This window comes from Sphingopyxis sp. Geo25 (genome assembly GCF_949769135.1).
Classification (GTDB): Bacteria; Pseudomonadota; Alphaproteobacteria; order Sphingomonadales; family Sphingomonadaceae; genus Sphingopyxis.
Genome location: NZ_CATKOZ010000002.1, coordinates 215,020 through 240,275 on the forward strand (window position 1 = coordinate 215,020; position 25,256 = coordinate 240,275).

The 25,256-nt window shown below is 65.8% G+C and carries 17 protein-coding genes; 15 read left to right on the forward strand and 2 right to left on the reverse strand.

Features of this window, described 5'->3' with window-relative positions; all coding sequences use genetic code 11:
• Positions 1-110 precede the first annotated feature (110 nt).
• From QOL68_RS08270 to QOL68_RS08285, 4 genes are read left to right on the forward strand one after another with little or no spacing between them, the layout of a single operon-like run.
• Positions 111-1,508 carry a TolC family outer membrane protein gene (locus QOL68_RS08270; protein ID WP_058457064.1) on the forward strand — a complete coding sequence of 466 codons (1,398 nt, stop codon included), beginning with the start codon at positions 111-113 and terminating at the stop codon, positions 1,506-1,508.
• A 50-nt stretch (positions 1,509-1,558) separates the two neighbouring features.
• Positions 1,559-3,691 carry a type I secretion system permease/ATPase gene (locus QOL68_RS08275; RefSeq protein WP_283404290.1) on the forward strand — a complete coding sequence of 711 codons (2,133 nt, stop codon included), beginning with the start codon at positions 1,559-1,561 and terminating at the stop codon, positions 3,689-3,691.
• Positions 3,688-4,752 carry a cell wall hydrolase gene (locus tag QOL68_RS08280; RefSeq protein ID WP_282948995.1) on the forward strand — a complete coding sequence of 355 codons (1,065 nt, stop codon included), beginning with the start codon at positions 3,688-3,690 and terminating at the stop codon, positions 4,750-4,752. The genes QOL68_RS08275 and QOL68_RS08280 overlap by 4 nt, the downstream gene beginning before the upstream one ends.
• A complete protein-coding gene (locus QOL68_RS08285; protein ID WP_282948993.1) occupies positions 4,749-6,020 on the forward strand; it encodes an HlyD family type I secretion periplasmic adaptor subunit in 1,272 nt (423 codons plus the stop codon). Before QOL68_RS08280 ends, QOL68_RS08285 begins: the two co-directional genes overlap by 4 nt.
• Positions 6,021-6,136: 116 nt before the next feature.
• Here QOL68_RS08285 and QOL68_RS08290 read toward each other — a convergent pair whose 3' ends face one another.
• On the reverse strand, positions 6,137-6,775 hold the full coding sequence (locus QOL68_RS08290) for a LuxR C-terminal-related transcriptional regulator (protein WP_167541773.1): 639 nt from the start codon (positions 6,773-6,775) through the stop codon (positions 6,137-6,139).
• Positions 6,776-7,413: 638 nt separating this feature from the next.
• Positions 7,414-8,529, reverse strand: coding sequence for a transglutaminase-like cysteine peptidase (locus QOL68_RS08295; protein ID WP_282948990.1), 1,116 nt, complete (start codon positions 8,527-8,529; stop codon positions 7,414-7,416).
• Between the two features lie 377 nt (positions 8,530-8,906).
• On the opposite strand from QOL68_RS08295, the gene QOL68_RS08300 reads away from it, so the two are divergent.
• The 11 genes from QOL68_RS08300 to QOL68_RS08350 all read left to right on the forward strand — a co-directional run bounded on the left by QOL68_RS08300 (position 8,907) and on the right by QOL68_RS08350 (position 25,082).
• Positions 8,907-11,912, forward strand: a complete 3,006-nt coding sequence (locus tag QOL68_RS08300; RefSeq protein WP_282948988.1) for a TonB-dependent receptor — start codon at positions 8,907-8,909, stop codon at positions 11,910-11,912.
• Positions 11,913-12,015: 103 nt separating this feature from the next.
• Positions 12,016-13,578, forward strand: coding sequence for a tryptophan halogenase family protein (locus tag QOL68_RS08305; RefSeq protein WP_282948986.1), 1,563 nt, complete (start codon positions 12,016-12,018; stop codon positions 13,576-13,578).
• Between the two features lie 10 nt (positions 13,579-13,588).
• The gene (locus tag QOL68_RS08310; RefSeq protein ID WP_282948984.1) at positions 13,589-14,308 is read left to right on the forward strand and encodes a SapC family protein; all 720 of its coding nucleotides are present in this window, start codon (positions 13,589-13,591) and stop codon (positions 14,306-14,308) included.
• Complete coding sequence (locus tag QOL68_RS08315) at positions 14,301-15,329, forward strand: cupin-like domain-containing protein (RefSeq protein ID WP_282948981.1); 1,029 nt, start codon at positions 14,301-14,303, stop codon at positions 15,327-15,329. Before QOL68_RS08310 ends, QOL68_RS08315 begins: the two co-directional genes overlap by 8 nt.
• Positions 15,326-16,825, forward strand: coding sequence for a tryptophan halogenase family protein (locus QOL68_RS08320; RefSeq protein WP_282948979.1), 1,500 nt, complete (start codon positions 15,326-15,328; stop codon positions 16,823-16,825). Before QOL68_RS08315 ends, QOL68_RS08320 begins: the two co-directional genes overlap by 4 nt.
• A gap of 112 nt (positions 16,826-16,937) precedes the next feature.
• Positions 16,938-17,990 (forward strand): LacI family DNA-binding transcriptional regulator, encoded by a 1,053-nt coding sequence (locus QOL68_RS08325; protein ID WP_282948977.1) that lies wholly within the window; start codon positions 16,938-16,940, stop codon positions 17,988-17,990.
• Complete coding sequence (locus QOL68_RS08330; RefSeq protein ID WP_282948975.1) at positions 17,980-19,170, forward strand: MFS transporter; 1,191 nt, start codon at positions 17,980-17,982, stop codon at positions 19,168-19,170. Before QOL68_RS08325 ends, QOL68_RS08330 begins: the two co-directional genes overlap by 11 nt.
• Before the next feature lie 112 nt (positions 19,171-19,282).
• Positions 19,283-21,751 (forward strand): glycoside hydrolase family 3 protein, encoded by a 2,469-nt coding sequence (locus QOL68_RS08335; RefSeq protein ID WP_282948973.1) that lies wholly within the window; start codon positions 19,283-19,285, stop codon positions 21,749-21,751.
• 49 nt (positions 21,752-21,800) lie between these two features.
• Positions 21,801-23,114: a sugar MFS transporter gene (locus QOL68_RS08340; protein ID WP_282948971.1), complete on the forward strand. Its 1,314-nt coding sequence runs from the start codon at positions 21,801-21,803 to the stop codon at positions 23,112-23,114.
• A 161-nt stretch (positions 23,115-23,275) separates the two neighbouring features.
• Positions 23,276-23,656: an OsmC family protein gene (locus tag QOL68_RS08345; RefSeq protein WP_058457051.1), complete on the forward strand. Its 381-nt coding sequence runs from the start codon at positions 23,276-23,278 to the stop codon at positions 23,654-23,656.
• A gap of 100 nt (positions 23,657-23,756) precedes the next feature.
• Positions 23,757-25,082 carry a PAS domain-containing protein gene (locus tag QOL68_RS08350; protein ID WP_058457050.1) on the forward strand — a complete coding sequence of 442 codons (1,326 nt, stop codon included), beginning with the start codon at positions 23,757-23,759 and terminating at the stop codon, positions 25,080-25,082.
• Positions 25,083-25,256 lie beyond the last annotated feature (174 nt).

Sequence of the window (25,256 nt, forward strand, 5' to 3'; positions counted from 1 at the left end):
CACGAAAGACGGAACAAAAAACAAGGGGCGCAACGGGGGAAGCAACGCAGGCCGACTGGCCGGGACCGCTATCCGCCGACGACGACCGAGGGAAAAGCAGGGGAAATGAGATGCCGAAGATCCGTACAGCAGCCTTGTTGCTCACCGCCGTCGCCGTCGTCGCGATATCGGGAACCGCGCGCGCGCAGCGTGTCGAGCTCAAGACTGCGGTCGAAACGGCGATGCAGACGAACCCCGAAATCAACCAGGCGGTGGAAAACCGTACCGCAATCGAATTCGAGCGCGAACAGGCGCAGGGCCTGTTCCTGCCGCGGGTTTCGGTCGAGGGATCGGCGGGAATCCGCCGGCTCGAAAACAGCACGCGGCGCAATCTCGGGATCGCCGATGACAAGCTCTATCCGGTCGAAGGCAGCCTGCGCATCGAACAGATGCTGTTCGACGGAGGCGTGCGGAGCAAGGAAGTGAAGCGCCAGGCGTCGCGGACCGACGGCGCCGCCTTTCGCGTCGAGGAACGCTCGCAGTTCATCGCGCTGCAGGTGACGCGCCAATATCTCGACTATCTGCTCCAGCAGCGCATTGTCGCGGCGTCGCAGGACAATATCGATTTCCACAGCAAGCTGGTGGCCGACCTGCGCGAAGGCGTTGCGAAGGGTTCGCTCAGCATCGCTGACCAGCAGCAGGCCGAAGAGCGGCAGCAGGCGGCACAGGCACGGCTGACCGAATCCAATCTCGACCTCGTCAACACCGGGGCGTCGTTTCGGACGCTGACCGGTCTCGAACTTGTCGACGGCGCTTCGCTGCCGCCGTCGCTTGCGGGCAATATCCCCGCCTCGCTCGAGGAGGCGCTCGGCCGCGCGCGCGAGCGCAATCCCCGCGTGCGCGAGGCGCAGGCCGATCTCGACGCGGCGCACGCGATGGTCGGCAAGGCGAAGGCCGAGCAGATGCCGACGCTCGCGCTCGAGGGCAATGCGCGCATCGGCGACGATATCGACGGCTTCCGCGGCGAGACCAACGATCTGCAAGCGGGCGTCGTCATGCGCTGGGACGTCTTCAACGGCGGCATCAAAAAGTCGAAGGTGCAGGAAATGTACCGCCGCGAGCGCGAGGCGCGCTTCCGTGTCGACCAGATGGTGCGCGAAGCCGAAGAGGATGTGCGCATCGCCTGGAATACGTGGGACGCGCAAGGCCGGCTGGTCAAGGAACTCGAAGAGCAGAGCCGCGTGTCGGACGAACTGCTGCGCTCGTACCGCGCCCAGTTCAACGTGGGCCGCCGCTCGTTGCTCGACGTGCTCGACGCGCAGAACACCCGCTACAATGTCCAGGTTCGCGCCGAGACGGCCAAATTCGCGCAATTTTACGCCGAGTTCAAATTGCTGGCGGCGCTCAACGACCTGCTCGCGGCGATGGAGGTCGCGCCGCCGAAGGCCGCGATCGCCGATGCGCGCGAGCGTTTCAAGGTCAAGCCCGCACCGCAGACCGATCCGGCCTCGATGCGGGAACCGCGGTGAATTTTCCGGGTCATATGCGTGGTGCCCGCCGACTTCGCGACGTTTCGCTGATGACGGGGTTCGATAGCTGGCGGGCCGCGCCTGCCGATGGCGACGAACTGCTCGATACGGTCGCGGGCATCGCCGCGATGTTCGAGCGCCCCTTCGCCGAGGGGCGCGTCAAGAAGGGGCTGGCGCTAGACGAGGACGGGTTCGTCCCGCTCGACCAGATCGACCATGCGCTGGATGCCGTCGGGCTGCGCTGCCATCTCGTGCGCCGGCCGCTGGCGGGCTGGAACACGCAGGACGTGCCCGCGATCCTGCTCGTCGATGGCGAACGGCCGCTGATCCTCACCGACCTCGATGGCGATGCCTGTTCGGTGCGCCTGCCGGGTGCGAGCGCCGACGTCCGCGTCGACCGCGCGCTGCTCGAGGCCGCCTATTCGGGGCAGGGCGTGATCGTGCGCCACGATCCGTCGAGCGAGGCGGCGCGCGAGCGGCCGTGGGACGAGGCGGCGAAGCATCACTGGTTCTGGAGTGAGGTGTGGAAAGAGCGCGGGCAATATGCCTATGTGATGCTCGCGTCGTTCCTGATCAGCCTGCTCGCCTTTGCGATGCCGCTGTTCACGATGAACGTCTATGACCGCATCATCCCGAACAAGGCGGCGTCGAGCCTGTGGGTGCTCGCGCTCGGCGCGATGTTCGCGATCGCGGTCGAATATGGCCTGCGGCTCGCGCGCACCGGCCTGATCGACGAGGTCGGACGCGGAATCGATGCGCGGCTGTCGCAGCGCCTCCTCGACAAGGTATTGAACCTGCCGCTCGCGACGCAGCGCGGCAGCACCGGCGCACTCGCGCGGCGGGTGACCGAATATGAACAGGTGCGCGACTTCTTCGCCTCGACCACCGTCGTGCTGGTCACCGACATCTTTTTCCTCTTCGTCTTCGTCGGTCTGATCGCGGTGCTCGGCGGCTGGCTGGCGGTGATTCCGATCGTTTCGATGGCGATCATGCTCGTCATGGGCTGGCTGCTCCAGCGGCGGATGAGCCTCGCGGTCGCCGATGCGCAGGTCGACACCAGCCTGCTCCAGACGACGCTGATCGAATCGATCGGCAGCCTCGAAACCGTGAAGGCGTGCCGCGCCGAAGGGCGGATGCTCGGCAAGTGGCGGCGGCTCTCGGCCTCGAACGCCTACACGCAGGAAGAGATGCGCAAGCTTACCGCGACCGCGGTCAATCTTGCCACGCTCTGCCAGCAGGGAACGAGCATCGCGCTGATCATCGGCGGCTTCTACCTCTTCAATGCCGGCATCATTTCGATGGGCGCGATCATCGCGATCGTCATGCTCGCCAGCCGCTCGCTCGCCCCCGTCGGGCAGCTCGCCTTCCTGATGACGCGCGGGCGGCAGGCGTTCGTCACGCTGAACAGCCTGCAATTGCTGATGGACCAGGAGGACGAGCGCGAGAAGGGCAGCCGCTCGATCACGCCGGAGATCCGCAGTGGGCGCTTGCAGCTCGACCATGCGGGGTTCCGTTATCCCGATACCGAGCGCGAGGCGCTGGCCGATATCAGCCTGACGATCGAGCCCGGCGAGCGCATCGGGCTGATCGGCCGCGTCGCATCGGGCAAATCGACGCTCGGCCGCCTGCTTTGCGGCCTCTATGACCCGACCGCGGGCAGCTATCGCATCGACGGCCTCGAAAGCCGGCAATATGATCCGCACGACCTCCGCGAAACGCTTCGCTTCGTCGGGCAGGACGCCGAGCTGTTCAGTGGCACGGTGCGCGAGAATCTGCTCGTCGGCGCGAACGAAGCGAACGACGCCGCGATCATCGAAGCGGTGAAGCGGTCGGGCGCCGACGCCTTCATCGGCCGCGACGCGACGGGGTTCGATTTCCACATCGGCGAACGCGGATCGCGCCTGTCGGGCGGGCAGCGCAGCTTCCTGGTGCTGGCGCGTGCGCTTGTGACCCCGGCGCATCTGCTCTTCCTCGACGAGCCGACGGGCGCGATGGACAGCCAGACCGAGCAATTGTTCGTCGACCGGTTGCGGACCGCGATCCCCGCCGACCAGACACTGATCCTCGCGACGCACCGGATGGCGGTGCTGAACCTCGTCGACCGGCTGATCGTGATGGACAATGGCCGGATCGTCGCTGACGGCCCGCGCGATGAAATCCTCGCGCAGCGGACGCTGTCATGAGCGCCGCGGTCGCCCCTCGCCGCTACGGCACTGTCGCGCCCGACGACAATCGTCGCACCGCGTTGTGGGTGCTTGGCATCGTCGTCATCGTGTCGCTGCTGACCTCGAACATGCTGTGGGCGAAACTCGGCGAAATCATTGGCGCCAGCGATACGGACTATCACGAGCGCGATACGGCGCCGCCGCCGAAGCTCGATCGCGAGATGGTCGAACTGATCAAGCTGACCGAAGACCCCGCGCAGATGATCGTCGAGGCGCCCGAGACCGCGATCACGCGCAACGAGGCGATCCCCTTCGCCCACGGCCCGGTCGTGAAGGCGCGGCCCTTCGAGCCGATGGCCGCCGACCAGATTGCGCGGCTGACCGCGCTCAAATGCCTGACGCAGGCGGTCTATTTCGAGGCCGGTTTCGAACCGGTCAAGGGGCGGCGCGCGGTGGCGCAGGTCGTGCTCAACCGCATGATGCACCCTGCCTTTCCGAAATCGGTATGCGGTGTCGTCTATCAGGGGGTGAACCGGCCGGTGTGCCAGTTCAGCTTCACCTGCGACGGATCGTTGAAGCGGCGTCCCAATGCCGAGGCGTGGAAGGAAGCCGAGGAAGTCGCGCTCGCCGCCCTCAATGGCTATGTCGAACCGTCGGTCGGCTATGCGACCCATTATCACGCCAATTATGTGTCGCCCTATTGGGCGCCCAAGCTGGTCAAGCTCGCGCAGATCGGCGCGCATATCTTTTACCGCTGGCCGGGCCGCTGGGGCACGCCGGGAGCCTTTTCGGGCCGCTATAGCGGAATGGAAGCCATACCGGCGATCCTGCCGCGTGCTTCGCTCGCGAAGGGCGGCGGAGGCGCAGGTGGCGACGGGCGGACGCTTGCGGCGGCGGGCGATCCGACCGCCGCGCTGCAGGACCGGCGCGCCGAAAACGACAATGGCGGCCGTCTCGACACTGCGAAGGGCTGGGAGCTCGCGATCCCGGCGCCCGAGGAAGCGAGCCGCGCGTCGCGGATGATCGCCGCGCAGCAGGGCGGCGACTTTGATATCGGATTGAAGGAGAGCGGTTCGTGATCAGGGCGCGCCCCTATGTGGGCACCCGCCGGGTGATCCTGGCGTCGGCCGTAGGGCTGTTCGTTTTCGTGAGTTGGGCGAGCTTCGCCAAGGTCGAGGAGGTGACGCGCGGACAGGGCCGCGTCATCCCTTCCAGCAAGGCACAGGTCGTCCAGTCGTCGGAACCGGCGACGATCCTCGACATCGTCGTCCGGCCGGGGCAGCCGGTGCGCCGGGGGCAGTTGCTCGTGCGGCTCGACGACACCGAATCCTCGTCGCAACTCGGCCAGATCGAGGCCGAGAACCGCTCGCTTGCCGCGCGCGCGGCGCGCCTGGGACGCGAGGGGAGCGGCAGCGGAGCGGGCGCCGCTTGCGGCCCCGGACAGAGCCAGGTCGAATGCAGCCAGGAGGCGGACCTGCAATCGGTGCGCGCCGCCGCGCTCAAGAGCCGGCAAGCCGCGCTCGCCGCCGCGGTCGAGCAGCGCCGCCGCGATTATGACGAGGCACAGGCGACGATCGCGTCGCTGAAATCGAGCCTCGGCCTCGCGCAGAATCAGGTCGAGCTGCTCGAGCCGCTTGCGGCGAAATCGATCGTACCGCAAACCGAATTGCTCAACGCGCGGCGCGAGGCGACCGAAATCCGCGGCAAGCTCGCCGCCGCCGAACAGGCGGCCTCGCGCGCCTCCGCCGCGATCAGCGAAGCGCGCGCGCAGATGTCGGAGGCGGGGCTGCAGTTCCGGCAGGAGGCGCTCAACGAACGCAACCAGCTGGTGGCGAAGATGGCGGTGAATTCGGAATCGCTGCGCGGCGCCGCGGGGCGCCGCGACCGGAGCGAAATCCGCTCGCCCGTGAACGGGATCGTCAACGACGTGCAGGTTACGACGGTCGGCGGCTTCGTTCAGGCCGGGCAGAAGATCATGCAGGTCGTGCCCATCGGCGACAAATTGCTTGTCGAGGCGCGTGTCGCTCCGCGCGACATCGCGTTCATCAAGGTCGGCGACCGCGCGAATGTGAAGGTCACGGCCTATGATTTCGCGATCTATGGCGCGCTGTCCGGGCGCGTCGTGCAGGTGTCGGCCGACAGCATTTATGACGAGGTCGCAAAGGAGGCCTATTTCACCGTCGTTGTCGAGACCGACGTCGCTTACCTCAAGAGCGGGCAGCGCAAGCTGCCGATCAGCCCCGGGATGATCTGCGACGTCGAGGTGATCACGGGCAAGAAGAGCGTGCTCAGTTACTTGTTCAAGCCCTTCCTGCGCGCTCGCTCGGAAGCCTTTACCGAACGCTGATCGCGCCCGTCCGGACCAAAAAAGCGGGCCCCGGATTTGATCCGGAGCCCGCTTTTTTGATACTTGTCGCAAAGAACGAGAGGCTGCGCGTCTTCCCGTTCAGATCGTCGGGGCGATCAGGCCGCCCGTCCCGTGACCGGTGACAGCCTGGGGAGAGCCCGCGCCGGCCGTACCTCCCGCAAATTGAGCTGCACCGGTTCACCTAAACCGTTTTTGACTCCCCACGTCGCGGCCTGGGTGCGGTTCTCGACCCCCAGCTTGCGGAGGATCGCCTTCACATGCACCTTCACCGTGGCTTCGCAGATCCCGAATTGCCGCGCGATGACCTTGTTCGCCATGCCCGCCATGATGCTTTCGAGAATCTCGATCTCGCGGTCGGACAGGCCGACCGACGCCGCGCTGACCTTCCAGTCGCCCGCAATCGCGGTCGGAATCCAGCTCGTCAGATTGTTGACCAGCTGCGACGGGAAAACCTTTTCGCCAAGCGCCACCAACCGGATCGATTCGGTGAGCGGTGCGCAGGAAATTTCCTTGATGATGACGCCATCGGCGCCGATCTGGAACGCTTCGACCACGTCCTCGAAGGAATAGTGGTCCATGAGCAGCGCCAACCGTGTCCTGCTTCGCTTCGCGGCGAGCTTGCGGCACGCGTCGAGCCCGAAACCGGCGTTTCCGCTGTCGATCACGATCACATGATGATCGTCGTCGCGTTCGATATTTCCCTGTGGGTCGAGAAGCGCCGAGATATCCGACACCGAAGCCTCGATCCGAAAATTGTCACTCGAAAGTATGTTTCGCAAACCCTCCCTTGCGATTTCGTTTTTCGCCACCAGCGAAATTTGAACCACCTCCAACATCACCCGCCTCCCTGAAAGTTCAGTCAAGGCAACCCATTTTGTTTTTCAACGTCACTCGAACCGCATGTCCCCGCCGATCATCAAACCCGGATCGCTTGTTTTGTTAAATCGCGTTAACTTTTTCGATTCGTGATCGATTTACTGCAAATATGGTTATACAATTTGCTTAGGGATTCCATCGGGATTCAGCTCTCTACCCCCAAAGAGGTAGCGTTGGTTCCCGCCCCCCTTGTCCCCTGTCGGCCCTTCCGAAGAGTGGGTGTTGTTTAACACATGAAATGCAGAATGTTAAACGATGCCTGAGTGCGGGAGCGAGCAATGCGGTGCTACCCCTATGGATAGCACAGCCGTCGCCCGCGTGCGAGCTAAGTGTCCCAAAATATGATCGGTTCGGTCGCAATCCTTAATCATTTAGGCCATGGCCCGAGTCGCAAGCAGACTCGGCGCGGGGCGAGTCGCGTTGCGCGCGACGCTACCGAACTGGCACGATATCGCTGCCCGTATCGATGGTAATGTTAAGGTGGTCGCGTGCCTTGTTATCGCGTTTCGAACAGCCGCCGCCGGCCGACCATGTCGCGCACGGTCCGCGCGGCCGTCAGGCTGGCTAGGACGAAGCCGGTCGCGGTGCCGCGCGTTGCGGCGGTCTTTTCGGGCCGTCGGCCAAGGCTTGTCATCGTCCAATTCCCTATCCGCGCCGGGACGGCATCCGCATTTCCCGGAACGGCGAGCTGTGCTGGCGCGGGCTGGCTGTCGGCATAGCCGTGAATCCAGCGCCGCGCGCCGCTGAACGACAGCATAGGCCGCATCTCGCCGGCTTGCGGGCCGCCATAGAGACGGTCGGTCATATTATCGAGCGCCAGCCAGCCGTCCTTCGCCCGGACGAGCAGCACCGCATGGTCGGCGCCCAGCGCGAGATCGCGCAGCAGAACGAGCTTCATATGGTCGTCGTCGATCCCGGCGGCGCGCAGCATCTGCATTTTAAGGATCGCGAAATCCTCGCAATCCCCGCGGCCGCGCGCGAGCGTTTCCCCGGCGGTCGCCCAGAAGTCACGCTGGCCGTAATTGCGCTCGTCCTCGACATAGGCGAGCGTCCGATTGACACCCCGGTTGACGCGCTGGAGCAAATCCCGCTCGTCGATCCCGGCGGTCACGCCGGCCTTGCGCAGTTCGGCGCGCATCAGCGGCCCCGGCGCCGCCCGCCGGACGCGGTCCCAGCGGGCGTCGAAGCGCGTATGAGCGACCGGGAGCGCCACCGTGCCGAGTTCGGACTCCGGATCGCTCGCAACGGGTTCGAAGAAATCGGGGCGCGAGAGGCGGCCGGGTACGGCCGGGCGGCGGGAGCAGGTGGCTGGACTTGCCGGTGCCATCGCCTGCGTGGCGTCGGCGGAAGGGGGGCGCCCCGTGGCGGCGGGCTCCAGCACGCCGCCCTCCTGGCGCAGGCGCATCCGGTCGAGCGCGCTCAATTGCCGGTAGGGCGTACCGGTCGGCGAGGCGATCGATGCCGGGATGGCGGTATTGGCGACGGAGTGGCACGTGTCGCTATTGAACCAGCCCGGTTTTCCGTTGCCGGTCTTCGCGACGTCGGCGTCGATCGCGGCTTGCGCCGCGGTCGCCACGAGCATTGCCGCCGCCGCGATTGCGGTGCGGGCCATGGGCGAGCAGGATGAGAGAAGCCGGCTCATCATGCTTCGGCAGATGCCTGAACAAGGTAAGAATAAGCTTAATGACCCCTGCGATCACGTCTCGCGAAGGCAGCGCGGCAGCCGCCCACCGGCGCGATGGAATTCGTAGTCAACGCCGCTTCATGCCTGCAGGCGCCGGGGATCTTCCGCTGCCCCGATCTCTCGCCTTTCCCCTCCTTTTGGCTGAAAACCAGGGTACGAAACGCCGCGGAACCCGCCTGTGAGGATGGGCGCCGAGAAGAGGAACTGCCCGCATATGCATTGACAAAGAGAACGTTATCATCTAGGTGAACGTTCACATTATTCGAATGCCGTCACCAGAACGGCGCATTTGGGAGGGTTACGGGATGCAGGCTTCGCACAAGCATTGGCTCGCCAAATTTTTGGTCGGCACGTCGGCGCTGTCGCTGATCGGCGCGGCCCAGGCGGCTATGGCGCAGGAAGCTCCGGCGGACAGCAGCGATAGCGTGGGCGACGAGATCGTCGTTACCGGTATTCGCGCCAGCCTCGAGGCGTCGGCCGATATCAAGCGCAATGCGCAGGGCGTCGTCGACGCGATCTCGGCAGAAGACATCGGCAAATTCCCTGACACCAACCTCGCGGAATCGCTTCAGCGCATTACGGGCGTCTCGATCGACCGGTCGAACGGCGAAGGTTCGCTCGTCACCGTTCGCGGCTTCGGACCCGAATTCAACCTCGTGACGCTCAACGGGCGCCAGATGCCGACCGCCTTCATCGGCGACGGCGGCAGCGCGCCCTCCTCGCGTTCGTTCGACTTCGCCAACCTCGCGTCGGAATCGATTTCGGGCGTCGAGGTTTACAAGAGCGGCCGCGCGACGATCGAGTCGGGCGGCATCGGCTCGTCGATCAATATCCGCACCCCGCGCCCGCTCGACAAGCCGGGTATGCACGGCAGCCTGTCGGCGAAGGCGGTGGTCGACTCCTCGCGCAACAGCGGCGATTCGGTGACGCCCGAAGTGTCGGGTATCTTCAGCACGACCTTTGCCGACGATACGATCGGCTTCGCGATCAGCGGTTCCTACCAGAAGCGCAAGTCAAGCACGAACACCGCGAACGTCGGCTGGCGCGACGGCTATCTGGGCAGCGAGAATAATTGGGGTTCGCTCGCGCAGCCGGGCGACCCGCGCTTCCCGAACATCACCAATCGTCCCGACGCGACCGATGTCTATCAGGTGCCGCAGAACGCGTCCTATGACCTCAACGATATCGACCGCGAGCGCATCAACGGCCAGGCCGTGCTGCAATTCCGCCCGACCGACGGGCTGACCGCGACGATCGACTATACCTATTCGCGCAACACCGTTCAGACCCGCAACAGCAATGTCGGCGTCTGGTTCAACCATGAAGATACGTCGAGCGCGTGGACCGACGGTCCGGTCGCGGGCCCGATCTTCTATACCGAACGCTTCGGTCCCCCGGGACCGGGCTGCGCCGCGCCGTCGCCGCCGCCGCCGAACCAGTGCGCGATCGGCAAGGATCTGTCGTACAGCGGCGCGCTCACCGAAACGCGCGCCGAGAACAAGTCGCTCGGCTTCAACGTCGAGTGGGAGGGCTCCGATGGCGTGAGCTTCGAGCTCGACGCGCATCATTCGACCGCGACGGTAAAGCCCGTCAACGACTATGGGTCGAGCATCTCGGTCGGCAACGCGGTGTTTGGCGTCGCCAACCAGACGATCAATTTCGAGAATGACTTGCCGGTCATCTCGTACAACATGCATCCGGGCATCGACCCGCTGAATGCCGCGCTGATCACCCCGACGGGCAACGCCTTCCGCAACGCCTATTTCAGGGACGAGATCAACCAGGTTCAGCTGCGCGGCCGGTACGATCATGACAGCGGTCTGCTCGATGCCATCGACTTCGGCGTGTCCTATGTCGAGAACAAGGTGCGTTCGGCCTTCGGTACGATCCAGAACGACACCTGGGGCGGTGCGGGTCCGGCGTCGGATATTCCCGACGACATCTTCGAGCTCGAAACCATTCCCGACAAATTCCCGGGTCTGGCGCAGCCGGGGATGATCCAGAGCTTCTACAAGTTCGATTTCGGCCGGATGGTCGACCTGATCGAAGGGTTGTACGGCACGTGCAGCAGCCCGCAGACGGGGGCGCAGGGCGTGCCCGGCACCTGCCTTGCGAAGTTCAACACCGATCGCCGCATCACCGAAAAGACGCTCGCACCCTATCTGCAGGCCTCGGCGGTGTTCGACCTGTTCGGCAATCCGGGTCATTTCGTTGCCGGCATCCGGTACGAGACCACCGACATTTCGTCGGCGGCGCTTGTTCCGGTCCCGGTCGATACCCGCTGGGTCGGCGACAATGAGTTCAACGTCGTCTATTCGGGCGACAGTCAGTTCACGCGCTTCAAGGGCTCGTATGACAATTGGCTGCCGGCGTTCGACCTCGACGTCTCGCCGATGGAAAATGTGAAGCTGCGCGCCTCGTACAGCCACACGATCACGCGTCCCGACTATGCCAGTATGCAGGGCGGCCGCACCATCGATACGCTGTTCCGCGTCGGCGGCGGCACCGGCGCACAGGGCAATCCGGGCCTGATCCCCTATAAGTCGAAGAATATCGACCTGTCGGCGGAATGGTATTACGCGCCGGCAAGCTATCTGTCGGTCGGCTATTTCCACAAGGATGTCAGCAACTTCATCTCGTCGACGCGGATCGACACCAATGCGTTCGGACTGACGACCCCGGTCGGCGGCCCGCGCTGGAACGCGGCGATCGCCGCGCTCGGCGCCAGTGCGACGGTGGCGCAGATCCGCCAATATATCATCACCAACTTCCCGAGCACGGTGACCGGAAACATCATCAACAGCGCGCCCGGCGATCCGTTGCTGAATTTCGAGATCACGACGCCGATCAACAGCGACCAGACCGCCTCGCTGAACGGCTGGGAGTTCGCGCTCCAGCACAGCTTCTGGGACACCGGCTTCGGCGTCATCCTGAACTACACGATCGTCAATGGCGATGCGACCTACGACAATACGCAGCCGTCGTCGGTCCCGCAGTTCGCGCTGACCGGGCTCAGCGACAGCGCGAACGCTGTGCTCTTCTACGACAAGGGGCCGCTCCAGGGCCGTGTGGCGTGGAACTGGCGCGACGAATATCTTTCGGGCACCGGTCCCAACCCTTTCTATGTCGAGGATTATTGGCAGATCGACGCCAGCGCGAGCTATGAGTTCATCCCGGGCCTTACGGGTTTCGTCGAGGCGATCAACCTGACGGGCGAAGGGCGCCGCGGGCATCTCCGCAGCAAGAACAACGTGAGCTTCGTGTCGCCGGGCTACGCCCGCTACGCCGCCGGGGTCCGGTTCACCTTCTAGGCGCGGCGTCCCCCGTCCGCCCGTTGGCGAGAGAGCCGCGCCTCCCATGGGGTGCGGCTCTTTTGCGTGACGGATCGTTGCGAGTGGCTTAGGAACGTTCTCAATGACGCAAAAGGTCGAGAGGGTTGTGATCGTGGGCGGCGGCACCGCCGGGTGGCTGGCGGCGTCGCTGATCGCGACATCACGCCGCGCGAAGGCGGCGCCGCTGTCGGTGACGGTGGTCGAGGCGCCCGATGTGCCGATCGTCGGGGTCGGCGAGGGCACCTGGCCGACGATGCGCACGACGCTCCAGACGATCGGGCTCGACGAGGCCGAATTTCTGGCCGCGTGCGACGGTGCGTTCAAACAGGCGTCGCGCTTCGACGGCTGGGTCGACGGGTCGGCGGGCGACAGCTATCTCCATCCTTTCACCACACCGCCGCCGCTGCCGATGGGCGAGCTGCTCGCGGCTTGGCAGGCGACCGCGCCCGACCAGCCCTTCGCGGCGGCGATGAGCGCGCAGGCCGCGGTCTGCGACCTCCACCTCGCGCCGCGCCAGCGCGCGATGCCCGGCTATCAGGGGGCGACCAACTATGCCTATCATTTCGCGACCGAGAAATTCGGCGCGCTGCTCGGCGCTCACGCGAAGCGGAACCCGCTGATCACCCATATCCTCGACCATGTGACCGGCGTCCGGCACGCCGAAAATGGCGATATCGCTGCGCTGACGACACGCAGCGGCCGCGAGGTCGAAGGCGACCTCTTCATCGATTGCAGCGGCTTCAAGGGGCTGCTGATCGACGGCGCGCTGGGCGTCGAGTGGGTCGACCGCAGCGACCATGCGTTCAACGACCGCGCGATCGCCTCGCAGGTGCCGGTGCCGCCGGGCAGCCCGATCGCCTCGCAGACGATCGCGACCGCGCACGAAGCGGGATGGATCTGGGACATCGGCCTGCCGTCGCGTCGCGGCATCGGCTGCGTCTATTCGAGCCGCTTCATGGACGCCGAGCGGGCCGAGGCGATCCTTCGCAACTATATAGCCCGCGAATTGCCGGGCGCCGTGCCCGACAGCAATGTGTTCGGGGTGCCGTTCCGGCATATCGGTTTCAAGACCGGTCACCGCGAGCGCTTCTGGGAACGCAACTGCCTGTCGGTCGGGCTCGCTGCGGGCTTCGTCGAACCGCTCGAGGCCTCGGCGATTGTATTGATCGAGCTGTCGCTGCGCGCGCTCATCGACAATTTCCCGGCCGACCGCGCGGCGATGGATATCCACGCCGGGCGCTTCAACAAGCTGTTCCGCTATCGCTGGGATCGCATCATCGAGTTTCTGAAGCTCCACTATGTGCTGAGCCGCCGCGAGGAGCCCTATTGGCGCGCACACCGCGACCCCGACCATATCCCGCCGCACCTCGCCGATCTCTTGACGCTGTGGCGCGACCAGCCGCCGTCGTCGTCGGATTTCCCCTACATCGACGAGATTTTCTCGGCGCAGAGCCATCAATATATCCTCTACGGTATGGGCTTTCCGCCGCCCGCGGGCTGGCCCGCCAGCGACGGTGCGGTGGCGGCGCTCGCCGAGATGCGCCAGCGCGCTCGCACGCTCGCGGCCGGCCTGCCGACCAACCGCGCCTATCTCGACGCACTCGCCGCCGAGCGCCCTGCCGCAGCAGAAGCTGCCGCCGAATAGAAAGACCCGCATGACCAACCACGCCATTCTCGACCAGACTGTCCACCACGATCTGCGCGTGCGTGTCGATGCGGGGGCCGACCTTGGCGACGGGGTGATGGCGACGCTGACCGTGCCGTCCGAGTTCCGAAACATCCAGGGCCATTTCCCGATCCTGTTCCGCCGCGAGGCCGGACAGGACGAGTTTTTCGCCGTCGCGCTGCTCGGCTTCGAATCGGGCGAGAATCTCTTCCTCGACGGCGCGCGCTGGGACGCCGGGTATCGGCCGCTGTCGCTCGCGATCCAGCCCTTCCTCGTTGGCCGTCCCGCAAGCGGCGACGGCCCCGCGCAGGTGCATGTCGATCTGGCCCACCCGCGTATCGCGTCGGGCGACGAGGGGGTGCGGCTGTTCGACGCGGCGGGACTCGCGACCCCGTATCTCGAAGAGATAGCGGGCAAGCTCGGCGACCTCGACCTCGGCTACCGTCAGAGCGCTGCCTTCTTCGATGCGCTGACCGAGCATGACCTGCTCGAACCCTTCACGCTCGAGGTGACGCTCGACGACGGGTCGGTCAATTCGCTCGTCGGTTTTCACATCATCGACGAGGCGAAGCTCCGCGCGCTCGACGCGGCGGCGCTCGGCAAGCTGCACGGTGACGGCCACCTGATGCCGATCTTCATGGCGCTCGCCTCGCTCTCGCAGCTTCGTCCGCTCGTCGACCGCAAGAACCGCAGGCGGCGCCATGGCTGACCGCGACGGCCCGATCTACGACCGCCTGGACCGCGTACCCGAGCGCGAGTGGAGCGGCGCCGGGCTCGATTCGCTGCTCGACGATGCGCGCGAGCCCTTCGTGCTGCGCGGGCTCGTAGCCGGCTGGCCGCTCGTCGCCGCGGCGAAACGCTCGGCGCGCGATGTGCGCCGCTATCTGGTCGATCATGCGCGCGACCGTCCGTTCATGGTGTCGATCGGTCCGCCGGGGCACGACGGGCGGCTGTTCTATGATCACGACATGGCGATGAATTTCCGGTCCGGGACGGGCAAACTCGCCGACATCTTCGCCGGAATCGACAAGGGCGAACAGCTTGGCGACATTCGGACCGTCTATCTCGCGTCGATCGACATCCCGACGCATTTCGACGGGCTCGACGAGGCCAATCCGGTCGATCTCGGCGCGCGCGATCCGCTCAAGAGCATCTGGATCGGGACGCGCACGCGGATCGCCGCGCATAATGATTTCCCCGACAATCTTGCCTGCTGCGCGGCAGGACGGCGGCGCTTCACGCTGTTTCCGCCCGACCAGTTCCGCAACCTCTATCTCGGGCCGATCGACCACACTCCTGCGGGTCGCGTCGTCAGCATGGTCGATTTCGATGCCCCCGATCTCGCCGCGTATCCGCGCTTTGTCGAGGCGATGGCGCATGCGCTGACCGTCGAGCTCGAACCGGGCGACGCGATCTTCATCCCCTCGATGTGGTGGCACCATGTCGAGGGGCTCGCCGACTTCAACATCCTCGTCAATTACTGGTGGCGGCGCACCCCGGCGTGGCTCGGCCAGCCGCAGGAAGCGCTCAATCACGCGATCCTCGCCATCCGCGATCTGCCGCCCGAGGACAAGGCGATCTGGCGCGACCTGTTCGACCATTATGTCTTCGAAAATGATGGCGGCGTGACCGACCATATTCCCGAATCCGCGCGTAGCATCCTCGCCCCGCTCACCCCCGAGACGGCGGGGCGGCTGCGCGCTTTCTTGTTAAGGACACTCAGCCGATGAACGATACCAAGCCACTCCGCCGCGTCGTGATCGCCGGCGGGGGAACATCGGGCTGGATGATGGCGGCGGCCATCGCACGGACGCTGGGGCATACGGTCGACCTGACGCTGGTCGAGTCCGAACAGATCGGGACGATCGGCGTCGGCGAATCCACCATCCCGCCGCTCGTCAATTTCAACCGTATCCTCGGCATAGCCGAGCCCGAATTCATGCGCGCGGCGCAGGCGACCTTCAAGCTGGGCATCCTGTTCGACAACTGGAAATATGACGGGCACAGCTATTTCCACAGCTTCGGGCTCAGCGGAAAGGACCATTGGTCGGCGGGTTTCCAGCATTTCTGGCTCGCCGCGCGCGCGAAGGGCTATCCGCACAGCTATGACGATTATTGTCTTGAGCTCGTCGCCGGGCTGCAGGGCAAGTTCGCGCATCTGCCCGAAGACCGGATGAACTACGCCTATCATGTCGATGCGACGCTCTACGGCCGCTACCTGCGCAAACTCGCCGAGGCCGACGGCGCGAAGCGCGTCGAGGGCAGGATCGAGAAGGTCGAACTCGACGGCGAGACCGGCAACATCGCCGCGCTGCTGCTCGACGGCGACCGCCGGATCGAGGGCGACATGTTCGTCGACTGCACGGGCTTTCGCGGCCTGCTGATTGACGGCGCTCTCCACGCGGGGTTCGAGGACTGGTCGCACTGGTTGCCGAACGACAGCGCGATCGCGGTCCAGTCGGATCATCTCGGCCCACCGATGCCCTATACGCAGGCCATCGCGCACGACGCCGGTTGGCAATGGCGCATTCCGCTGCAGCACCGGATGGGCGCGGGGATCGTCTATTCGAGCGGCTATCTGTCGCGCGACGAGGCGCTGAACAGGCTGATGTCGAGGGTCGGGACGCCGCGGATCGAACCGTTCGACATCAAGTTCAAGGGCGGGGTCCGCCGCAAGCAATGGTATCGCAACTGCGTCGCGGTCGGCCTTGCGGGCGGCTTCGTCGAGCCTCTCGAGGCGACGACGGTCCACCTGATCCAGCGCGCGGTGCTGCGCTTCATCCGCCTGATGCCGAACGGCCGCGTGAGCGAGCGCGACGCGATCGAGTTCAACGAGCAGCAGCGGCAGGATATCGAGCAGATCCGCGACTTCGTGATCCTGCATTACAAGGCGACCGAGCGCCGCGACAGCCCGTTCTGGCGCCATGTTGCGAACATGCCGGTCCCCGACAGCCTGCAACAGAAGATCGAGCTGTTCCGCGAAACCGGCCGCACCTTCCGCAAGAATGAGGAATTGTTCGCCGAGAACAGCTGGGTGCAGGTGATGATGGGGCAGGGGGTCGAGCCGCAGAGCTGGCACCCGATCGCCGAGAAGTTCGGCGACGACGAGCTCGAGAAATTCATGGCGGGCCTCCGCGAAACTGTCGCGCGCACCGCCGCGACGCTGCCCGATCATCACGCCTATGTCGCACGCTATTGCGGCGCCGCGGAGCCGCAGGCGGCGTGATCGGGCTCCGCGCCATGAAAAAGATGGAAATCGAGCGGGTTCGCGTCTGGCAATGCAGTGATGGGAACGCTAGCAGTTCGCAAGGTAGCGAAGCGAAGGACCAGCGGGGCTGATGGGGCGGCGGCGGCAATCGGTGACGATCAAGCATGTGGCGGCCGACGCGGGCGTGTCGCTGCAGACGGTGAGCCGCGTCATCAACAATGAACCCAATGTTCGCGCCGAGATGAAGGAGCGGGTGCAGGCATCGATCGACAAGCTGGGCTATGTTCCTTCGATCGCCGCGCAGCGGATGAGCGGATCGCGTTCGTACCTGATCCTCGCGATCAACGACCGCGAGCGCACGATCGCCGACTGGAAGGCGCGGCAGGGTACCGACTGGGTCGACCAGATGCTGTTCGGCGGGATGCTGAAATGCGCCGAATATGGCTATCGCATGATCTTCGAGCTGGTCGATACGCATAGCGATCATGTCGAACGCGAGCTCCGCGCGACGATCGCCGCGCTGCAGCCCGATGGCGTGATCCTGACCCCGCCACACTCGGACAATCCGCTGATCGTGAACCTGCTTCATCACCAGCGGATACCCTTTGCGCGGATCGGCTCGCACGGCGGCGCGGCGGGGATCGCGCTGACGATGGACGACGAGGGGTCGGCGGCGCGTGCGACGCGGCACCTGATCGATCTCGGGCACCGGCGCATCGGCTTCATCTCGGGCTCGGTCGAATATGACCTCAGCCACTGGCGCATCGACGGCTGGAGGGCCGAGATGGCGGCGGCGGGGCTGACCGTCGACGGCCTGCTCGCCGAGGGCGACTTCAGCTATGCCTCGGGCGAGGCGGGCGCACGCGCGCTGCTCGCCGGACCGAACCCGCCGAGCGCGATCATCGCGAGCAACGATCAGATGTCGCTCGCGACGCTGGAGGTCGCGCGCGAACTCGGGCTCGACGTCCCGCGCGACTTGTCGATCGTCAGCTTCGACAACACGCCGATCGTCCATTTCAGCCAGCCGCCGCTGACCGCAGTCGACCAGCCGGTGGCGGAGACGGTCGCGCGTGCGGTCGAACTGATCATCGCGGCGCAGCGCGGCGAGAAGCTGCCCGATGGCCCGACCGTGGTCAGCGGCAGCCTCGTCGAGCGCGGATCGACCGCTCCGCATGGCGGCTGAAGCCGCGGCGCCGCGGCGTCAGTCGACGCGCTTTCTGCTGCTTTACGCACTCGCGTCGGCGGGCGGCGCGATCGCCTATGTTCCCTTCCTGACCCTGCTGCTGCCCGCGCGCATGGCCGAGCTCGCGGGCGCCGCCGATGTCGAATGGCTCGGCTATTCGACCTTCCTCGGCGCGGTCGCGGCGAGCATCGGCGGCATCGTCTTCGGCTGGCTCAGCGACCGCACGGGCGACCGGCGCGGCTGGATCGCGGGGGGATTGCTGCTCGCCATCCTGCTGCTGCTCGCGGTGCCGCTGGCGAAAGATGTCACGGCGCTGGTCGCGATCATCGTCGCGTGGCAATTGGCGCTCAACATGATGCTCGGACCGCTTGCGGCGTGGGGCGGCGACCTCGTGCCCGACGAGCAGAAGGGCCTGCTCGGCGGGCTGCTCGCCCTCTCGCCCGCACTCGGCGCCTGGTCGGGAGCGCTGGTGACGCTACCGGGGGTCGTGTCGCTCGAACAGCGGCTCGTGGTCATCGCCGCGCTGATGGCGCTCGCGATCCTGCCCGCGCTGCTCGCCGGGCGTCCGCAGCCCTTTCCCCAACTGATTCAGCGCCAAGCGGAGGGCGAAGCGGCGAAGCAGCCGGCGCAGCCTGCCGTGCGCATGTGGCTCGCCCGCCTGCTCGTCCAGATCGCCGAGGCGGCGCTCTTCGCCTATCTCTATTTCTGGTTCCGCTCGATCGATCCCGCAATGGGCGACCATGAGAAGGCAGGGATCTTCAGCATCGCGCTGACGATCGCGGTGCCCGTTGCCCTCCTCGCCGGTCGCTGGGCCGACCGCAACGACCGCCCGTTTACCCCGCTCATCCTTGCCGCCGCCCTGTCATCGGTCGGCCTCGTCGGCATGGCGCTGGCGGGCGATGCGGCATCGGCAAAGGCCGCCTATCTGGGCTTCGGAATCGCGACCACAGTCTTCCTTTCGCTTCATTCGGGGCAGATGCTTCGCGTCCTGCCGCGTCCCGAACGGCGCGGACGCGATCTTGGCCTCTTCAACCTCACCAATACCATCCCGTCGCTGATCATGCCCTGGCTGACGATCTCGCTCGTCCCCAGCTTCGGTTTCAGTACGCTTTTCCTGTTGCTTGCGGGGCTCGCAGGGTGCGCAGTGCTGCTGCTCGCAACGTTGCCGCGACGCGCCTGATCGCAATTCCGCCGTGGCCCCTTGATTTCGCGAGGGGGCTGTGCGACAGATCGATTGATAACGTTCACATAAAAATGGGATGGGAGTGAAGATGCGTCGACAGGCGATAGCGATGGCGACCGCGCTGCTGCTGACGGGAACCGCCGGTATGGCGATGGCAGAAGCCCCGGGCGAGGCGGCGTCGGCTGCGGTCCACCCCGATCTCTGGCCCGCCGCCAAGAGCCCCGCTGCGATCACCGACCCGGCGACCGAGGCGCGGATCGATGCGACGCTGGCGAAAATGACGATCGAGCAGAAGGTCGGGCAGATCGTCCAGGCCGACATTAGCACGATCACGCCAAAGGACCTTGAAACCTATCCGCTCGGATCGATCCTTGCGGGCGGCAACAGCGGCCCGAACGGCAACGAACGGTCGAGCGCCGCCGATTGGGCAAGGCTGGTCGGCGAATTTCGCGCCGTGTCGCAGCGCCCGCAGGCGAACGGCGTTGCGATTCCGATCATCTTCGGCGTCGACGCGGTCCACGGCCATAACAATATTCCGGGCGCGACGCTGTTCCCGCACAATATCGGGCTCGGCGCCGCGCACGATCCCGAGCTTATCCAACGTATCGGCGCGGTCACCGCGGCCGAGATTTCGGGCAGCGGGATCGAATGGACCTTTGCCCCGACGCTCGCAGTCCCGCAGGATCTACGCTGGGGCCGCAGCTATGAAGGCTATTCGTCCGACCCGGCGCTCGTCGCCGCCTATGCGAAGGCGATGGTGACCGGGCTGCAGGGGCCGCTCGTCCCGGGCCGCTCGGTTGACGCGAGCCATGTCGCCGCGACCGCGAAGCACTTCCTCGCCGACGGCGGCACTTTCGAGGGCAGGGACCAGGGCGATGCCAAGATCGGCGAGGCCGAGCTGGTCGCCAAGCACGCACAGGGCTATCCCGCCGCGATCGACGCCGGCGCGCTGACCGTGATGGCCAGTTTCTCGAGTTGGAACGGGGTCAAGAATCACGGCAACAAGGGGCTGCTCACCGACGCGCTCAAGGGCAAGATGGGCTTCGAGGGCTTCGTCGTCGGCGACTGGAACGGCCACGGCCAAGTCGCGGGCTGCACCGTCACCGACTGTCCGCAGTCGATCAACGCCGGGCTCGACATGTTCATGGCGCCCGACAGCTGGAAGGGCCTATACGAAACGACGGTCCGCCAGGCAAAGGACGGGACGATTCCCGCCGCGCGCCTCGACGACGCGGTGCGCCGTATCCTGCGCGTCAAATACAAGCTCGGCCTGTTCGACGTCGAACATGTCGATCGCGGCAATTTCGCCGCCGTCGGCGCGCCCGAGCATCTTGCGATCGCGCGTGAAGCGGTCGCGAAATCGCTCGTGCTGCTCAAGAACAACGGAAGCGTCCTGCCGATCAAGGCCGGTGCGCGCGTACTCGTCACCGGACCTGGCGCGAACAGCATGGCGATCCAGTCGGGCGGCTGGACGATCAGCTGGCAGGGCACCGACGTGACTCATGCCGATTTCCCGAACGGCCAGACGATCTGGGAGGGCATGGACAAGGCGGTCCGCGAGGCGGGCGGCATCGCGACGTTGTCCGAAGACGGCTTCTACAAGGAAAAGCCCGATGTCGCGGTCGTGGTGTTCGGCGAGCATCCCTATGCCGAGTTTCAGGGCGACGTCCCGACGCTCGACTACCAGCCCGCCGAGGCGAAAGATCTGGCGACGCTCAAGAAATTGAAAGCGGCGGGCATCCCGGTCGTCGCGGTCTTCCTGTCGGGCCGCCCGATGTTCACCAACCCCGAGATCAACGCCGCCGATGCCTTCGTCGCCGCGTGGCTACCGGGATCGCAGGGCGCCGGCGTCGCCGACGTGCTGGTCGCGGGCAAGGACGGCAAGACCGCGCGCGGCTTCACCGGAAAGCTGCCCTTCGCCTGGCCCTCGGACGCGCGCTCGCCGGTCGAGAAGGCGCAGTTTCCGGTCGGCTACGGCCTCGCCTATGGTGACAAGACGAAGGTTCCGCAGCTTTCCGAAAAGCTCGGCCTCGACCTCGCTGGCATATTGAACGTCGAGAATTTCTTCTCGGGCGGCCGCGCCCGCGCGCCGTGGTTGCTGTCGGTCACCGATGCGGGTGGATCGCGGCAGGTCGAATCGGGCCCGGTCGACAGCAGCTATGGCCTCCTCAAGACGCGCTCGGTCGACGTCGCGGCGCAGGAGGATGGCAAGAGCTTCGCGTGGAGCGGGCCGGCGTCCTTCCATCTGACCGGCCCCGGTGCCGATATGTCGCGCCAGCTGAACAACAGCTTCGCGCTGCGCATCGACTGGCGGATCGATGCGGTCGGCAGCGGGCTGACGCAGGTCGAACTCGGCGGCAAGGCATTCGACGTCAGCGGCTGGGTCAAGGCCGCGCCGACCGGGCAGGTTTCGACGATCAAGATTCCGCTGCGCTGCTTCGCCGACGCGGGTGCCGACCTCACCAAGGTCGGCTACGCGACGACGGTGCACGGCGACAAGGGACTCGTGCTGACCTTGCTGTCGGCGCGGATCGAGGCGGTCGGCGAGAATCTCGCTTGCCCGCCGACCGTGAAATAGCCAAACCCGCACACGGGTTGGCGGAGTAGATTCTCCGGGGAGAGACATCGTGGCCGTCACGCCAGATCTGACCAATAGTGATTCCATTGCCCGTGAGGGCGCCGGGGAGCATGTCGATGCCCCCGAGCTGCGCCTGTTCGTCATGGGGCTGTTCTTCATCTTCGGCGGCATCACATCGCTCAACGACGTGATCATTCCGAAGCTGAAGGAACTGTTCACGCTGAACTATACGCAGGCGATGCTCGTGCAGTTCTGCTTCTTCACCGCCTATCTTCTGATCGGGATTCCCGGCGCGAAGCTGGTCAAGAAGATCGGCTATATGCGCGGCGCGGTCGCAGGGCTTTTGACGATGATGGTCGGCTGCCTGCTCTTCATCCCGGCGTCGCAGACCGCGACCTACGGCCTCTTCCTGCTCGCGCTCTTCGTCCTCGCGAGCGGCGTGGTCATCGTTCAGGTCGTCGCCAATCCGCTGATCTCGCTGCTCGGCAAGCCCGAGACCGCGCACAGCCGCCTGACCTTCGCGCAGGCGTTCAATTCGCTTGGCACGACGATCTTCCCGATCGCGGGGTCGGCGCTGATCCTCGGCAGCCTAGCAAAAGTGAGCGCCGACCAGCTGTCGGGCGCCGAACTCGATGCCTATCGGACGGCCGAGAGCCAGGCGATCGTCCACGGTTATCTCGGTATCGCGGTCGCGCTGGCGGTGGTGGCGGGAGCGGTGTGGCTGTTCCGCAACCGTCTGCAGGGCGAGAAGCATGAGGCGAGCGCAGGGCTGACGGGATTCGACCTCCTCAAACGTCCGCGCTTCGGTTTCGGGGCGCTCTGCATCTTCCTTTATGTCGGCGCGGAAGTGTCGATCGGCTCGCTGATCGTCAGCTACCTCATGCAACCGGGCGTGATGGGGCTGCAGGAACAGGCCGCTGGCAAGCTTATCGGCCTTTATTGGGGCGGCGCGATGATCGGCCGCTTCATCGGCTCGGCGGTGATGCGCGTCATCAGCCCCGGCAAGCTGCTTGCGTGCGTCGCGGTCGGTGCGATCGCCCTGATCCTGATCTCGATCGGCACAACGGGCAGCGTGTCGGGTTACAGCCTACTCGCCATCGGCCTGATGAACTCGATCATGTTCCCGACGATCTTCAGCCTCGCGTCCGAAAAGCTCGGGCCGCGCGCGGCCGACGGATCGGGGATCATCAATGTCGCGATCTTCGGCGGCGCGGTCGTTCCGCTTGCGACCGGTGCGCTTGCCGACCTCACGGGGCACCTCGGCTTCGCGCTGTTGCTGCCCGCCGCCTGCTACGCGATCATCGCTGCCTTCGGCGTGTATGCCCGGCGGCCGGCGCCGGACCTCGCGGATCGCACCGCCTGACCCGAAAAGGGGGACCCGCCCACCCGAAAGGGGGGGGCGGGTTTCGGGTTCGCGGCGATCCGTTTCCGTGTGTTCGACCAGGCCGCAGCGGGGCGCAGGATTCATCGCCTTTCCGCGCCGCGCTTTGCTATCAGGGCCGGCGCGCACGAAGGAGACACGCCATGGCCCAAGGCACCGCCCGCATCGGCAAGGACAAATACCGCACCCAGATCAGCGTCGGCGGCCGCGACATCGTCGCCGACGAGCCGCCCGCGCTCGGCGGGCAGGGCGCGGGGTTCGCGCCCTATGACCTGCTGCTCGCCAGCCTTGGCGCCTGCACCGCGATAACGCTGCGCATGTATGCCGACCGCAAGGGCTGGCCGATGGAGTCGCTCGAAGTCGCGCTGCGGCTGCACGGGGTCGAGGAAAAAAGGATCGACCGCACACTGACGATCGCCGGTCTCGACGACGAGCAGCGGGCGCGGATGGCCGATATTGCCGAGCGCACGCCGGTGACGCTGACGCTCAAGAACGGCCTGCCGATCGATACTCGTCTCGCCTGACAGACGATAGCGCGCAGGGCCGCCCGCAAGGCATCGTTTACGCGGCCTTTACCACTCTTGTTGCATGACATCCGGCGATGTTTGCGACTGGGGACATGTGATGGACAGCTTGCGCGGACTGCTTTCGGGCAGCCACGACCAGGACGATGGCGCGATCGACGCGCCGCCGGTGGTCGGGGTCGACGAACGGCGGATGCAGGTCAGGGCCTATAATTACTGGGCTTCGCTGCTGGCCGACCGCGCCTATCCGTCGGTCGAGGATGTCGACCTCGAGGGCGCCGATTTCGGGCCGCACGCGGTGCTGCTCGACTTCACCACCGGCATCGAGAATCCGGGCATTTCCTTCCTTGGCGAAAAGCTGCGCGAGGAATCGGAGATCGGCGAGGACGTTCACTATATCAACCAGATCCCCGGCCGCTCGCTGCTGTCGCGGCTGACCGACCATTATCTCCAGATCATCGCCAACCGCGCGCCGATCGGCTTCGAGGCCGAGTTCGTCAACGACCGCGGCGTGACCATCATGTATCGCGGCATCCTGCTGCCCTTCTCGTCCGACGACGACACGATCGACTTCATCATGGGCGTGATCAACTGGAAGGAGGGCGTTCCCGCCGAGCAGGAAGCCGAACTGCAGCTTTCGGTCGAGCAGGCGCTGCGCACCGCCGCGCCGCTGACCGCGCCGGTTCCGGTGTGGGCCGATGGTCCCGATTCCGAGCATATCGACGAAGGCGCGGCGCCCGGCTTCGCGGCGCTTGGCGACGAGGACGAGATGTTGCTGACCGAGACCGCCGACGAAGACGTCCCCGTCTCCGCCGATCCCGGCACCGACGCCGAACTCGCCGACTGGCTGGCGCTCGCGCGCGAGACCGCCGAGCGCGCGATCGCCGCCGACAGCCGCAGCCGCTCCGCGCTCTATCAGGCGGTGGGCAAGGCGTGGGACTTCGCGCTAGCGGCCGAGGCCCAGCCCGAAGCCTTTGCAGAGATGCTGGAGGACGCCGGGCTGCAGGCGCAGGACCGCGCGCCGATGACCCCTGTCGTCAAGCTCGTGTTCGGGGCGAATTACGACAAGACGCGGCTTGCCGAATATGCCTGTGTGCTTGGGCACGCGAAGGAAGAGGGCGTCGCACGCGGCGAACTCGCTGCCTATCTCGACCGCTATCCGGGCGGCCTCAAGGGACTGGTCAAGGACGCGCGCGCGCGTCGCAAACCCGAAGGTGACGCCTCCGACAAGGGCGAGGATGCGGTCGAGGCGCTCCGCCGCGCGCATCCCGCGCTGATCCTCGAACATGATGCGGGCGAGGCCGAGTTCGTCGTGCTGATCGCGCGCGCGATGCCGGGCGGACATATCGGTATCGTCGCCAAGGCGGCCGACGATCCGGCGCTGATCGCCAGGCTCGCCAAAAAGGCGATCGCGATCACGTCGTAAAATTGCGGGATGGGACCGGGGTGGAGATGCGGAATGCGCAACCTTCATCGCCGGGAGGATCGCCGCCGGGCCGTCTTTGCAAGTCCGCGTAATAGATAATCCGAAAATTGAAATTATTTTACGCGGGCGCTCGACAGGGTCTTGAGCCGCGCGCGCCACAGGCGCATAGGAGGG